Below are 14,561 nucleotides of genomic sequence, written 5' to 3' on the forward strand. Positions count from 1 at the left end.
TTAGCCTGCTTTTGTTCCGCACTCTGCACAGAATTTTTGTCCAGCTTTCAGCTCATGTCCACAGCCGCTGCACTTAATCACCATGCTGTCTCCACAATGAGGACAGAATTTCACCCCTGGCGCTACCATAGTCCCACATTTACCGCAAGCTTTAGGCATTTCTTTTCCACAGGAGACACAAGAAGCCGCTCCCTCAGGATTATCTGCTTTACAGGATGGGCAAGCACGATAAGGATTCCCGCAACCTGGACAGAACTTAGCTCCCGCATTTAGTTCATGCCCGCATTCAAAACATTTGATCTTGTTCGCAGAGGGAGAACCTTGCGGGTTGCCTCCAAGCGCCTGCCCACAACCGCTGCAGAACCGTCCCTCTACTGGATTCATAACTCCACACTTAGAGCAGGAACGCTGCTCTTGACGTATAACTGTAGTCCCTGAATCCAAGTTCATCCCTCTAGTCATACGGTTCACCATATCCATAGCGGGTCCAGCAAATCCCATTCCAAGTCCAAGCCCCATCCCGGTGTTCATCATGCCCACTCCAAGATTGCCGGGATTACCTGCCGCTTCTTCCATCGTGTCAAAACCACGCTCCTGCTGATAGGTGAAGCCCATGATATCCATTTCCGCTTTTTTAGCCAAAGCTTCCTTCAAACGAATCGTTGCCGGATCATCCTCTGGAATATTGATCGAATCAATATAGAAATTATTCAGCTCAATGCCATTATCCAAGAAAGCCGAGGCTAGTCGGCCCTGAATATGTTTGGAGATCTCTGCAACATAAGCATTAATCTCCAGTATGCTGATTTGCTTGTGCACAAGGTAAGAAGAAATAAGTTCATTTATATTCGACATCAGCAGTCCGCGGAAATAACTGATAAGCGTTTCATGATCAAACTGCGGGAGCGTCCCTACGAGCTTCAGCAAGAATTTTCGCGGATCATCGATTTTTACACCAAACTGCCCAAAAGAACGAACAGAAATCATAATTTTGTATTTGGGATCCTGAAGCTGTAAAGGTGAGCTTGTTCCCCATTTGACATTCATCGAATTCGTCTTATTCACATACCATACTTCAGCCGTAAATGGTGATTTTCCACCAAAAGGAAGATTAACGATATTGGATAAAATAGGTATATTAGCGGTGCTTAGCGTGTGCCGCCCAGCTGTAAAAGAATCAAGCGCTTGTCCGCCCTTGAATAGAATCGCTTCCTGGGATTCATTAACGATTAGTTGTGTCCATGTCCCCAGCTCCTGGTTAGGATATTTCCATGCAAATATACCTGGAGGACCGTCATACTTCACCACTTCTATAATTGCCATCTGCTATTCCTTCTTTCATTATCTTATATATAAATAACGTGTACGCTCCCAAATGGGAATTAGTGTATTTCGATATTTATTGTATACGATATATATCGTGTTTTGGGTTCTTTTATTGAAAAAAATTACTGATCTCCTCACAAAAAAAGCGCCAACTATGCTATCCCTTTACAGGAAAACCATAGTTGGCGCTTCATAGTCAGCTAAATATTAATAGTAGCTGCTGTTCTCAACGAATTCGAATTCGAAATCAGCGATACGGACAATCGTTCCTTCTACAGCACCACGTTTACGAAGCTCGGCATCTACACCCATATGACGCAAAGTCCGTGCCAGCTTGAGAATCGCATCATGTGTGCTAAGCTGCATGCGCTTCAGCATACGTTCGATACGTGGGCTTGTGACCACAAACGCCTCGTTATCACGTGTAATAGTAAACGAATTATCCTCTTCTGCTTCCAGCTTATACACCTTACGTTCAGTAGTTTCAGCAACTTCCTCAACCACCGGCGCAACCGGAATGCTGTCGAGAATATCCGTTGCACGATATAGGAGCTCCTGAACACCCTGACGGGTAAGGGATGAAATTGGCATGATTTCTAAATCCGGCCGCACCTCAGCTACGCGTTCGCGGAAAGAAATAAGATTCTCTTCTGATTCAGGCATATCCATCTTATTCGCCGCCACAATCTGCGGACGATCGATTAGACTAGCATTGTACTGCTTCAGCTCATCATTAATTAGAACCCAATCCTCGAAGGGATCACGGCCCTCAGAGCCAGACATATCAACTACATGAATGATGATACGCGTACGTTCAACGTGACGCAGGAATTCGTGACCCAGACCTATGCCTTCACTAGCTCCCTCGATTAATCCAGGCAGATCCGCCATCACAAAGCTTCGGCCATCCCCAACATCCACTACCCCTAAATTCGGTGTAATTGTTGTGAAATGGTAAGCTCCGATTTTGGGCTGAGCAGCGGACACAACCGACAGCAACGTAGATTTACCCACACTCGGGAAGCCTACAAGCCCTACATCAGCCATTACCTTAAGTTCCATAACAACATAACGCTCTTGGCCTTCTTCACCGTTCTCCGCAAGCTCTGGTGCAGTATTATTAGCTGTGGCAAAACGGGTGTTACCCCGGCCTCCACGGCCTCCACGTGCAACTACAACCTGTTGTCCATGACGCGTCATATCGGCAATGATCTCTTGCGTATCATCGTCAATCAGAATGGTTCCTGGCGGAATACGAACGATCATATGATCCGCATTCGCTCCATGTTGGCTTTTGTTCCGTCCTTTAATCCCTTTGTCAGCTTTGAAGTGGCGCTGATAACGGAAGTCCATCAACGTGCGCAGTCCCTCATCTACACGGAAAATAACGTCGCCTCCACGGCCTCCGTCACCACCGGCAGGACCACCCTCCGGTACATATTTCTCCCGGCGAAACGCAACGAGACCATCCCCGCCGTCACCGCCTTTAACATAAATCTTAGCTTTATCTACGAACATAAATGTTCACCTTCCTCACATTTCAAGCGGTAATCGCAGCTCTACATAAGCCCTGCTAGGCTTAAACTGCTCTGCTTTCATGATTTTCCCTTGTACTATATTATAAATTTGCCCTTTGAGCAGCTCGGGATTGCCATGCTCCCCCTCGCCTTCGAAGGAGATAAGAATGTCTCCTCCATCCTGAAAAAAGCCAAGGCGCAGCTTGCGCGTCTCCCCCTGAGGAGCCAGCCCGTTGTACTGATAAGCCCGTATGGTCTGCATAATCACTGAAGTCAGCTCATCTCCTGCTTCTGGATTTAGCTTGTCCTCTAGCTGCAACCCTTCCTCCACCTGAACTTCCAATTCCAGACTAGACCTGTTAGTTCGGAAGGATTGGATATAGAAAACCAATGAAGGAATGCCCAACTTAGCGATACGACTATCAAGTGCTATGCGTTCCTTTATTCTTTCCACACACTCCACGGATTTATTAGGCTTTCCAAGCTGAATATATCCGTATAGAATCTGCAAATCGTTCATCCAATCATGTCGATGATGATTCAGTGTCCGAATCGCCGCCTGTTGCAGAGTGTTCTCTTGTATACGCAGCTCCCGTTCATAATGACGCTGGCTCCAGATAAAACTGAAAGCAACGATTGCCACTACCCAGACTCCGAGTAATAGACACGTCAGAAGAGAAGTATGCCAATACAAAAGACCTAAAGGAAGCATTACGGATAACATGACTGCCCAGATTGCACTTTTCCAGGATTTCATTCTTTCTCCCCGTCCCTCAGTTCGCAAAATTCATGACTTCGTTTAGATAATTTGTTTTGTTAGTATCATTTACCATTTCCTAGTATAACACACGCGTTCACTGTAGTTCACCAGAGATAATAACGAGATTTTCACATCTATCTAACCATTCCAACTTTGCAACACAAATAATTATGAATATTCTACAAAAAAGCCTCCGGCACTCATGCCGGAGGCTTCTACTTGCTCATATGGTCCGTAAGCTTACGCTTCCAGTGCCGCTGCTACCGGAGCGACATCAACTGGGTACACGCTCACTTTTTTGCGATCGCGGCCCCAACGTTCGAACTTCACTACGCCATCCACCATTGCGAACAAAGTATCATCTTTACCGATGCCTACGTTAGTTCCTGGGTGAATTTTTGTTCCGCGTTGACGAACCAAGATGTTACCGCCGGTTACTGCTTGACCGTCAGCACGTTTCACGCCAAGACGTTTGGAATGGGAATCCCGTCCGTTTTTTGTGGAACCTACACCTTTTTTCGATGCGAACAATTGAAGATTCAATTTCAACATGTTGTCAACCTCCTTCTTTAAATATTTACTTGCTGTATTTGAATATACTTCCCGTATGATTCTGCGATATCATTCAGCATTACGACCATGGATTCAAGCAGTAATTGTACCTTCGCGGAAGTATCGAAATCTTCAACAGAACTTAATGTTCCACTTAAGAATCCGTTCTTCATGGATGTATCCATGGAGATTCCGGTCAAGGTCTCAATCGAATTGACGGTTCCAACTGTTACAGCGGATACCCCGGCACATACGATATCTTCGCCACGCTTCGCATAACCCGCATGCCCCTTAACCTCAAAGCCAACGATAGTTCCTAGATCCGATAATCGTGTAATCCGCACGCTAATCATTAACGCACCTTCTTACGCTTGAATCTTCTCGATAGTTACTTTCGTGTACGGTTGACGATGACCTTGTTTCTTGTGGTAGTTCTTCTTAGGTTTGTATTTGTAAACTACAACCTTAGCGCCTTTACCATGTTTCTCGACTTTAGCTGTTACAGACGCGCCGCTTACTAGCGGAGTTCCTGCAGTCAGACCACCATCATTAGAAACAGCCAATACACGGTCAAAAGTTACACTTGCGCCGTCTTCAGCTTCCAACTTTTCAATGAACAAAACGTCGCCCTCTTGGACTTTGTATTGTTTACCACCAGTTTCGATAATTGCATACATTTTACTTGCACCTCCTCATGTCTCAGACTCGCCTAGTCTAGGTGGCAGAATTCCCGTAGGAACTGCGCTTATGTACCCGATCGGAGCGGTTACAGCATGTGCAGGATCAACTGCATCAAACACATACTTGAAGATAGTATCATACTTATGACTTATCGTCAACTCATTCCAGCCATTCTCCAACTTTTCCGGTTCCCCCGCAGCACTGGCAAATCACAGGCGCAAAGCTGGCTGAATCATGCCTTGCCTTCTTTCTGGTCATCTCGAGCAGCCCGAGTCTTGTCCACCCCAAAATATGTGTTTTGGTGCGATCCTTGCAGATCACTTTCTCTAATCGCTCTGTGACCATCTTGCGGTGAAGCTCTTGTTCCATATCAATAAAATCGACAATAATGATTCCACCAGTATCGCGTAACCGGATCAAACGACCGATCTCCTCAGCTGCGAGCAAATTCGTATTAGTAACCGTTTCTTCAAGCGATGCTCCGCCAATGTATTGAGCGGTGTTGACATCAATTACGGTTAACGCCTCTGTCTCATCCCAGATCATTGTTGCTCCGCCCTCCAGCGTGATTTTGCGGCTGAAGCTCTTGAGTAATTGATCCTGAATACCATAAGCAGCGAAAATAGACTCCGCTCCATTATAAAGACAGACTGGCTTGTACCCTTCAGGAGCCATGTCGTCCAGAAAGGCTGTTGCTTCTCTAGCTGCGGCAGATGAATCAATAATCAACTGATCCCGTTGCGGATTAAAGGCATCTCTTATAAAGCGTTGGACAATACTAAGATCACGATGTAGTAAAGCGGGAGCCTCTACCGTTTGTGCCTTACGTGTAATATTCTCCCATTGGGCACGCAAAAAAGAAAGATCACCCTCCACAGCTTCATGTGGCTCGTCCTGAGAAACCGTCCGCATAATAAGCCCTTCTTCTTTCATTCGCAGACGTTCTCCGATTCCTTTGAGACGACTGCGCTCTGCATCCCGGCTTATTTTTTTGGAGACACCGACGTATTCTGCAAAGGGCATGTACACCATCCAGCGCCCGGGCAACGTATAATGAGTCGTTACACGCGCGCCTTTTCCGCCGCTCGGCTCTTTCCGCACTTGAACAACAATATCCTGTCCCGGCTGCAAAAGCGTCTCGATAGAGGGCTTCACATCAGGCTGTTTATCCAAATTAGGATGCAATACATCATCAACATATAAAAAAGCATTCTTCTTCTGTCCGATATCAACAAAAGCAGCCTGCATACCTGGAAGTACGTTAATCACACGGCCCTTGTAATAACTGCCGACCAACCCTTGCTGCTGATCGCGTTCAGCCGCGTACTCCACCAGCCTTCCGTTTTCCAGAAGAGCCATTCGGGTAATGTGCTGCGTGCAGTGAACGATCATCTGTTTCATGGCTTCACCTCTGGTTTCGTTCGTTCATTCCTTCACATTCTCTGCATAAATACACTATATTCCGAAGTAGGTTGATATTAAGCGCTGTTCCGGCACAACAGCAACAACATTTCCTTTACCGTTTAACACATAGATAAAATGATATTGATTACGTTTAAATAGACGCAATATATCATCTAAAGGTTTCGCAGATAATGCAACTATTGGACGAGCTACGCTTCCTGTTCGCAAATGATACTCATAAACAGCCTCCCGATTCATCAAAAAAGCAACAAACCGGTACGGTAAATTACGATGGTCGGTAAAATTCGAATACAGCAGAAAAGCTCCGATCATGACCATATTCAGCCTAAGGCCTCCACCCGCTCCAAGAGGCAGCAGCGCATATATAATCACAAGGACACTTGCGGCTACACTCACCCGTCCAGTCCATAACAAAGTGTAGTAATAAGGAAGCACTAAACTAATAGTGGCCTGAAGCACTTTACCTCCGTCAAGCGGCAGCACTGGCACTAGATTAAAAAGCCCAATAATGGCATTGGCATGAATAAAATAGGTCAGAAATTCCTGATTGCCATAACCGGCTTGTTGAAGTCCCAAAGCAATTACGATCATAATTCCATTTTGCAGTGGACCGGCAAGGGCTATTCCGATCTCACGACTGGCTGTAAGCCGCCCATGATCTTCAATAACAGCCACTCCGCCAAACGGTAGAAGCTGAACCGACTTAACTGTAACACCAGCCAAAAGAGCCGCAACGACATGTCCCATTTCATGAATGAAGACAATCGTAAATAAGGTGAGCAGCTCTAGAAATTGTCCCGTGACCACGGAGAATAACATAATGATCACGAACAGTGGATGTAGTGACAGTTCGATACCAAAGATCCTAATCAAACGATACCACTTCTGTAGGATCAATATAAGTCTTGTCTTTCATCACTGCGAAAAATAGTGTTGAAGCTGAGGATACGTCCTTCTCCATCATCCAACCGAGTGAATCCCCGCTCTGCACCCAGTCATCAACCTCCAGCTTGGTGCCGCTCAAATGTCCGTATTCTGCAGTGACACCGCCTGAATGCTGAACAGCAATTCGAATGCCCCCTTCCAGCTCTTTAGAGATGGAGAGAATACGTCCCATGTCTATACTTTTCACCGTCACATTTAAGGTTGAATCGATTTGAGGCATAATTTCCACCCCTTTTAGCGTAGATGCAAAAGGCTGGACAATGCTCCCAGCTATCGGGGCAGTGAGTTGATGATGAGCGGCCACTTTTTGAGCAGGCTCATCTTTATCCCCAAATATCGGAATGAACGCTGGAGCTCCGTTAAAGTTCTCCTCATACCAGACTCTCACAGCCGTGAAATCCATGTCATTGCTTAACGCATCACTAATAAAAGCTTGCATCTTATAGGACCATGGCTGATGTACCGCAAAAATCCCCCACACTGCTCCAAACACAAGAACACTAGCAACAAAGCGCCGAATAAAACCGGCAGTAAAATTTGAGCCTCCACCGCCGTTATCCTCCCAGCCTCCACGACTCTTTTTCCACATCACCTCTGGATCGGGCTCTACAGAGGATTGATCCGCATTCTTAAATCCTGTTCCCCATTCCTTAAAGCTCGTACTCTTATCCGGCATAATAAATAAAGGGGGAGCGTCCGCTATTTCAAGTTCCGGGACTTCCGAAACTCCTGAGACTGCTGAGACTTCCGGGAGTTCCTCCAATAAACTACGAATACGCTCCTTGCGGCGATTCTTGATATCTGATTTCTGATCCATATTTATCCCTCCGGACGGGCTTGTTTTACTTCCATTTTATGAAGCACGGAAGTCTCTTTAGAACAAGCCCCTCCAAGGTAGGCCATATAAATACCGGAAAGTACTAGAATGAGCTAAGCTTTTAAGCGAGATATATAAGACTGTTCCTTAAGCTCACATTGTTAAGGAAAAATATGTAACCGTCAAACCTGGCGTCATCTGAATCTTCCCAGAGATCTTCTACTGATTGACTCGACTACGGTCACAGCGGCAAACTCCCGAGTGCCTTGGGCCCCATACAAAAAAATCAGAGGGCATTAAGTTGCATGGCACCTTGTTTCATGACCAGCTATACCTCTGAACGTGGCGGAATCGATCGCAAAGCGACATCGGCATCGGGTCGTTGAATTTGAAAATAACCGGAGTGAAATCGTGCGGGTTGTGACCGATGTGAGAAAAGCTGCCCCTCACGTTATCGCTAAGAATTATAAGACACGCTGGCAAATTGAAGTCTTTTTCCGGTGGATTAAACAGCATCTGAGTGTGCCTTATCTATTTGGAACGACAGAAAATGCGGTATATAGTCAATTATTTGTGGTCCTTGCCGTCTATGTGCTCCAGAAATACATTTTTGATGAAATTCATCCCAACATGCCTATCTTTACTCAACTGACCTTTTGGGAATCTGTGCAGTATTTGCGCATGTTTAATCTTCCACTGGAGCGGCAGGTTCAGCTTGGCCTGCTCTGGAATAAATGGAATTCCGGAATATCTGCCATCCCATAATGTGGCGAACTGAACTATCATGATTGAAAAACAAGACAAAAATCGACATGATTCCTTTTGGATAAATATCCTGTAGGAAAAAGGTATCAATTTACTTATTAACCATTTACTTCTATATCAGTATTTGATATGGTAATTAAGTACAAAATATATATATTTGGAGGAAAAACATCTTATGAAAAAAATCTCTAGTTTATTTCTTTTAACGGCTGCTATTTCTTTAGTAAGTGCAGTTCCAACGTTTGCTGCGAATGAATCTAGTACTAACGCAAGCCCATCTTCGTTTGACTCTATTGCACCTTTTGTAGCGGGGGAAGCTACGTTTCCTGCGAATGAATCTAGTGCTAACACAAGCTCTTCTTCGATTGACTCTATTGCACCTTTTGTAGCAGGAGAATCTACGAGTGTTGTTGTAGCTCCTGTTACCTATACATTATCAAATCCCATTAATGGAGCTGGCCAGTATGGAAAAATTACACTTGAATCAGCTGGTAAGGCTAGTTTATTTATTTACTACAATACAGGTAATGGAGTATGGACGAATATGGGTATAAATGATCCAGGATACAGTGGTATTTTATTAGATGCAGGCGAGGGCTCAGAATCACTTGACTTTTATATGAATTTAGGTTGGCAGTATAAAATTAAAGTATATGCAGAGACTCATACAGCAAAAGGATATATTAGAAACTACCAATAATAACTAAATGTAATAATTTTATTTTGGAGCATTTACCGAAATCCAATTAAACAGCGACAGTCTAGGACTTTATTTTCTCGTCCTTTGCTGTCGCTGTTTAATTTGCTAGGGGAAGTAAAAAACATATTTTATAAAGTATGACAGTATGACAATTGGGATACTCGCGTGGAACATAGCATCGAGTCTAACCCTTTATTTTTCTACTGACAGTACTCGCTGTAGGAGCGGAAGCAGGTAACGCTTGTACTGTTTGATCCAGTGTAGGATGTTAAGGTGTGAGGCATGGTGCTTAAGGTGGGCCGACATTTGAGGTAAATAAATCTCAACTCGAAGAGGATTATGGCTGGATAAAGATAGGTGATGTTATTGACGCAATCACAGAACAAAACCACCCTACGGATGAATAAGCTTACTAGCCAGCGGTCATTTGTCTGCTGGCTAGTAAGCTTATTCACAAAGGTTCCGTTACAAGCTGGACAGAAAAACTCTAGAAATTCTCAGGCTTCCAGCTCATATGAGCACTTTGCCACTATAAATTCGGGTACAAGATCTACCATCCCTCATTCCACACAGACATAATCTACCCATTCTTCAGGCTCCATATCTTCCTCCTATGGACTCCATAGGGACAGTTCCTTTTCCTTATCCTATTCCCTCTTTTGACCTCCCTCTTTTGACCTTCCTCTTTTTTCATTCCTTCGTATTCCCAATTTCTTTTGGTTTTTATATTCTTGCTTCTCGTCATAATAATGAACTCGTCCATATTCTGCATACCAAACACAAGCAACATTCGTGCTTACAGTATGGACGCATCTCGGGTCTGACACGTAGCTCTCTATCATCCGTTCACGGTAACTCTTCTTCTTTCGTTTTTCCATAGGGAAGGTCTTCTCAATTTATTTATGTACCATTAGCCACAATTCTTTGCATTGTATCATTGCCTATTATAATACAAAAAATCCCACCCGTAGATTTCTCTATGGATGGGATCAATTATGTTTTTATAGTAAAATCGCTAGACTTAAGACTAGACCATGCCGAAAAATTTCTTAAGTTTCTTAAATGCTCCCGGTTTGCGGTCAAGCTGCATCAGGGGTACAGCATCACCTAAAATTCGGCGTGCAATATTGCGATAGGCAATAGCAGCTGAAGAATCGGGATTCATAACTGTAGGTTCTCCGTTATTTGCGGCTTTAATGACTAATTCATCATCCGGAACAATTCCGATAAGATCAATGTTCAGCACCTGTAATATATCCTCAATATCAAGCATATCCCCAGACTTCACAAGACCTGGGCGAATACGGTTTACCACCAATTTCGGCGATTCCACACTCGACTGTTCTAATAGTCCGATTATACGATCGGCATCCCGCACAGCGGCATGCTCTGGTGTGGTAACCACAATCGCTTTATCCGCACCGGCAATCGCATTGCGGAAGCCGTGCTCGATTCCTGCCGGACAATCGATCAGAACATACTCATATTCCTTCTTTAGTTCAAGAATGATATCTCTTACTTGTTCAGGAGAGACAGCCGTTTTATCCTTTGTTTGAGCTGCAGGCAGCATATACAATTCATCAAAGCGCTTGTCTTTAACGAGCGCTTGATTAAGGCGGCAACGTCCTTCCGCTACATCCACAAGATCATAAATAATACGATTCTCAAGCCCCATAACTACATCCAGATTACGCAGTCCAATGTCGGTATCGACGAGACATACTTTTTTGCCCTGCAGTGCAAGTGCGGTTCCAATGTTGGCTGTTGTGGTTGTTTTGCCAACTCCGCCTTTGCCCGAGGTTACGACTATCGCTTCTCCCATGGAGGCTACACCCCTTTAAACACATTTAAATCCTGACGTAATTTGACCAAATTATGAATCTTATCGATCTGCATAGCTCCGTTTGTTAAATATGCAAATTCCATACTGCTTTCTCGGGTTTCCCATTCATCGGGCGGACGACTAATAATATCGGCAATTCGCAGCTGCGTTGGAGACATTAAAGAAGCAGCTATAATTGCTTCCTCATTCCCGTCTACTCCAGCATGCGCCATCCCTCTTAGCGAACCTAGTATATAAATATCGCCTGAACAGGTTATGGTCCCCCCAGGGTTCACATCCCCCAGATATAGAAGATTTCCGTTATGGTGCAGCACCTGACCGGAACGTAGAATTCCGCTCATCAGAAACAATGCGTCATTATCCTCACTGCCGGGCGCTGGAAGCGCCTCTATAGATCGAATCAACAGATTTCCCTGTCCCTTAAGAATCTCCAGCACAGCTTCCTTGTCTTCCTCAGTTACGGTACGATTGCCCAGCTTTATGTCCACATGTACAATCGGTCCAGTTAAAATATTTTGATGGCTGTGCTCCAGCTTATAGCGAAGCTCGCTCAGAAGATCTTCAAAGGGACATTTGTCGTCTAGCAGGAATATCAGGCCATCCTTGATGCCCTTAATCCTTACATGCTTGGATTTTACTGTCATATGCCTGGCCCCCTATCCTCATTCATTCGTGCCGGGCCCCTTAAATTCCTGCTTTGTATAGAAAGAAAATAGAAGCTCTTTAAGCCGCTTCTTCCTTATTCGTTTCTTTCTTGATTAGCTCAAGCTGGCGCCGAACCGGTATGTAGAAGAGTAGCCCGATGGCAAAATGAAAAAGCATCGTCGGCAGCATGTGATTCAAAATCGCCCAGCTATAAGGTTCTTGATTAAGATTAAATACACTATAGATACCAAATAGTATACTATCCTCAAGTAGACTTCCAAGCAGAACCACAGTCATCATAAGGGGCAGCGGAGCACGTGGAATCTGAAATAAAAGGCCGATTAAATAAGCCGACAATCCCATCGCAAAAGAGTGTGCTCCAAGAATTCTGCCGTAAAAAACGACATCATGCAGCATTCCAAAACATAATCCCAATATAAGTGCTGTATGCCGATGATGATATATAGTCACGAACAATAACACAACAAAAACCAAATTCGGAATGATTCGCATCTGCCACACATCTGGAATCAGCCAAGGTAAGATGGTTCCCTCCACAATAAATAAGAGGAACAGTAACAGAACAAGAACTGATCTGCGCATATTCACTATTCAGCACGCTCCTCCGTAAACACAACAATCAACTGCTTCCAGTCCTGAAATTCTGCTGAAGGCTTAATCACTGCTGTGGAGGTTAATCCAAATTCACCAACATCGACGCTTTCAACTGTGCCTATTGTCAATCCCCTTGGATACAACCCTCCAATACCGGAAGACAGAATAGTATCCTCCGCCGCAATAGGATCACCCGGTGGAATCTTAGTCATCAGCAGTCTGTTCGTCTCTGGATTATAACTCTCAATCATCCCAAAGGACTTACCCTCTTTATTTAAGGCAGTTGCCGCAATAGGCGGCTGGGAATTAGGATCATTGGTATCCATCATTGTCATCAGCTTCACCGTGGAGGTGAAATTGCTCACCTGACTAATAACCCCTACCATACCATCGACGGAAATCACGGACATATTAGGTCTAACCCCATCTTTGGAGCCCAAATCGATAACAATCGTACTATTGCTTGGCTCTGTAGTCTGGCTAACTACCTGCGCAATACGATATTCATATTTATACAATTCTTTCTGGGCATTAGTGAAGTCCAATTTCTCCTTCAATGATTCATTTTCTGCCTTGACGAAATTATACTGGGCTTTATCACGTGCATACTGGGCAGCCATAATTTTAAGCTGTTCATTTTCTTTAGCAAGATCACTCAGATTTCCAATATCTTCAAACAAGCCCGCTACATATCCAGCGGGCTTGTAGAACATTTTTTGCACGAAACCAGTCGAATCTCTGAGAAAGTTCTCCGGCCAGGACAAGCCTTTCCTTGTTGCCAAGCTGAAGCCCATTACCACAATGAACAGCACCAGTGTAATCAACAGAATAAACAGACGTTTATTGCTTAAGAGTTTAAACAGTTTCAACACCCTCTAACAACAGTATTTCTCCCATAACAGGGGTTGACTTACACAAGTGGTAGAACATCATCTTATCTCTTCGAACGAAGACTGGATCCGCTGCGGCTCTTGAACAAATGAATGTTCTCAAGTGCCTTACCGGTTCCAATAGCTACACAGTCCAGTGGATTCTCAGCAACAATAACCGGCATTCCCGTCTCACGTGCAAGCAGCTTATCCAAGTTGCGAAGCAAAGCTCCCCCACCTGTCAAAACAATTCCACGATCCATAATATCTGCTGCAAGCTCTGGCGGACATTTTTCCAACGTTACTTTAACAGCTTCAATAATAGCATTCACTGTGTCAGACAAAGCTTCACAGATTTCATCAGAAGTAATTGTAAGTGTTTTTGGCAGACCTGTTACGAGATCACGGCCGCGAATTTCCATGGTTTCAGCCTTTTCAAGAGGAAGGGCAGAGCCAACATCCATTTTGAGCTGCTCCGAAGTACGTTCACCGATCATCAGATTGTATTGACGTTTGATGTATTGAATGATGGACTCATCCGCTTCATCACCTGCAACACGCACTGAACGGCTAGTAACAATGCCGCCGAGTGAGATTACGGCAACTTCAGTTGTACCTCCACCGATATCTACAACCATACTACCTGTAGGCTCCCATACTGGCAGATCCGCACCGATAGCAGCAGCAAAAGGCTCTTCGATAATGTAAGCTTCGCGAGCGCCAGCTTGTTTGGTAGCATCTTCTACCGCACGTTGCTCTACAGCAGTAATGCCAGATGGCACGCAGACCATTACATTAGGGTGACGCTGGAACATAGAACGCTGTTTCTGTGCTTGACGAATAAAATATTTAATCATCGTAGCCGTTGTATCAAAATCAGCGATAACGCCATCTTTCATCGGACGGATCGCACGGATATTTCCAGGTGTACGACCGATCATTTTTTTGGCGGATTCACCCACAGCTTCAATCGTCTTAGTATCAGTGTTAATGGCTACAACGGAAGGCTCTCTTACAACAACACCCTTACCGCGTACGTAGACAAGCGTATTCGCTGTCCCCAAGTCAATTCCTAAATCTTTTGTGAAACCACCCAACATG

The 14,561-nt window shown here is 44.6% G+C and carries 17 protein-coding genes and 1 other annotated feature; of the genes, 2 read left to right on the forward strand and 15 right to left on the reverse strand.

The genetic code is table 11. The features are described from left to right. The 10 genes from NST25_RS24605 to NST25_RS24650 form a co-directional block, all read right to left on the reverse strand. Positions 1-1,323: an SPFH domain-containing protein gene (locus NST25_RS24605; RefSeq protein WP_076186073.1), complete on the reverse strand. Its 1,323-nt coding sequence runs from the start codon at positions 1,321-1,323 to the stop codon at positions 1-3. Positions 1,324-1,533: 210 nt separating this feature from the next. After that, entirely contained in the window at positions 1,534-2,844 is a 1,311-nt protein-coding gene (obgE, locus tag NST25_RS24610; RefSeq protein ID WP_036685174.1) for a GTPase ObgE, read from the reverse strand. 15 nt (positions 2,845-2,859) lie between these two features. Then, positions 2,860-3,600, reverse strand: coding sequence for a Spo0B domain-containing protein (locus NST25_RS24615; RefSeq protein ID WP_076105522.1), 741 nt, complete (start codon positions 3,598-3,600; stop codon positions 2,860-2,862). Between the two features lie 243 nt (positions 3,601-3,843). Further along, entirely contained in the window at positions 3,844-4,155 is a 312-nt protein-coding gene (gene rpmA, locus NST25_RS24620) for a 50S ribosomal protein L27 (RefSeq protein ID WP_036685171.1), read from the reverse strand. Between the two features lie 17 nt (positions 4,156-4,172). Further along, positions 4,173-4,508: a ribosomal-processing cysteine protease Prp gene (locus tag NST25_RS24625; RefSeq protein WP_036685168.1), complete on the reverse strand. Its 336-nt coding sequence runs from the start codon at positions 4,506-4,508 to the stop codon at positions 4,173-4,175. 12 nt (positions 4,509-4,520) lie between these two features. After that, entirely contained in the window at positions 4,521-4,832 is a 312-nt protein-coding gene (gene rplU, locus NST25_RS24630) for a 50S ribosomal protein L21 (RefSeq protein ID WP_036685166.1), read from the reverse strand. Between the two features lie 14 nt (positions 4,833-4,846). Further along, positions 4,847-4,933: a sequence feature (ribosomal protein L21 leader region), on the reverse strand. Next, positions 4,848-5,015: a hypothetical protein gene (locus tag NST25_RS24635; protein WP_155288184.1), complete on the reverse strand. Its 168-nt coding sequence runs from the start codon at positions 5,013-5,015 to the stop codon at positions 4,848-4,850. Its footprint overlaps the feature before it by 86 nt. Next, entirely contained in the window at positions 4,996-6,237 is a 1,242-nt protein-coding gene (locus NST25_RS24640) for an Rne/Rng family ribonuclease (RefSeq protein ID WP_076129388.1), read from the reverse strand. The genes NST25_RS24635 and NST25_RS24640 overlap by 20 nt, the downstream gene beginning before the upstream one ends. A 54-nt stretch (positions 6,238-6,291) precedes the next feature. Then, complete coding sequence (locus NST25_RS24645; protein WP_076129389.1) at positions 6,292-7,134, reverse strand: M50 family metallopeptidase; 843 nt, start codon at positions 7,132-7,134, stop codon at positions 6,292-6,294. Then, entirely contained in the window at positions 7,127-8,023 is an 897-nt protein-coding gene (locus NST25_RS24650) for a M23 family metallopeptidase (protein WP_076303223.1), read from the reverse strand. The genes NST25_RS24645 and NST25_RS24650 overlap by 8 nt, the downstream gene beginning before the upstream one ends. A gap of 342 nt (positions 8,024-8,365) precedes the next feature. On the opposite strand from NST25_RS24650, the gene NST25_RS24655 reads away from it, so the two are divergent. Both NST25_RS24655 and NST25_RS24660 read left to right on the forward strand, forming a co-directional pair. Beyond that, positions 8,366-8,788, forward strand: a complete 423-nt coding sequence (locus NST25_RS24655; protein WP_340392679.1) for a transposase — start codon at positions 8,366-8,368, stop codon at positions 8,786-8,788. A 175-nt stretch (positions 8,789-8,963) separates the two neighbouring features. Beyond that, complete coding sequence (locus NST25_RS24660) at positions 8,964-9,488, forward strand: hypothetical protein (protein WP_076309140.1); 525 nt, start codon at positions 8,964-8,966, stop codon at positions 9,486-9,488. Positions 9,489-10,515: 1,027 nt separating this feature from the next. Here NST25_RS24660 and minD read toward each other — a convergent pair. The 5 genes from minD to NST25_RS24685 all read right to left on the reverse strand — a co-directional run bounded on the left by minD (position 10,516) and on the right by NST25_RS24685 (position 14,560). After that, positions 10,516-11,310, reverse strand: coding sequence for a septum site-determining protein MinD (minD, locus tag NST25_RS24665; protein WP_076277488.1), 795 nt, complete (start codon positions 11,308-11,310; stop codon positions 10,516-10,518). Between the two features lie 5 nt (positions 11,311-11,315). Next, entirely contained in the window at positions 11,316-11,975 is a 660-nt protein-coding gene (gene minC / locus NST25_RS24670; protein ID WP_036685154.1) for a septum site-determining protein MinC, read from the reverse strand. A 79-nt stretch (positions 11,976-12,054) separates the two neighbouring features. After that, the gene (mreD, locus tag NST25_RS24675) at positions 12,055-12,585 is read right to left on the reverse strand and encodes a rod shape-determining protein MreD (protein ID WP_080742577.1); all 531 of its coding nucleotides are present in this window, start codon (positions 12,583-12,585) and stop codon (positions 12,055-12,057) included. After that, complete coding sequence (mreC, locus tag NST25_RS24680; protein ID WP_076303227.1) at positions 12,585-13,463, reverse strand: rod shape-determining protein MreC; 879 nt, start codon at positions 13,461-13,463, stop codon at positions 12,585-12,587. Before mreC ends, mreD begins: the two co-directional genes overlap by 1 nt. A 62-nt stretch (positions 13,464-13,525) precedes the next feature. Next, entirely contained in the window at positions 13,526-14,560 is a 1,035-nt protein-coding gene (locus NST25_RS24685) for a rod shape-determining protein (RefSeq protein WP_036685150.1), read from the reverse strand. Position 14,561: the final 1 nt, after the last annotated feature.

This window comes from Paenibacillus sp. FSL E2-0190 (assembly GCF_037992965.1).
GTDB classification, from domain to species: domain Bacteria; phylum Bacillota; class Bacilli; order Paenibacillales; family Paenibacillaceae; genus Paenibacillus_AQ; species Paenibacillus_AQ odorifer.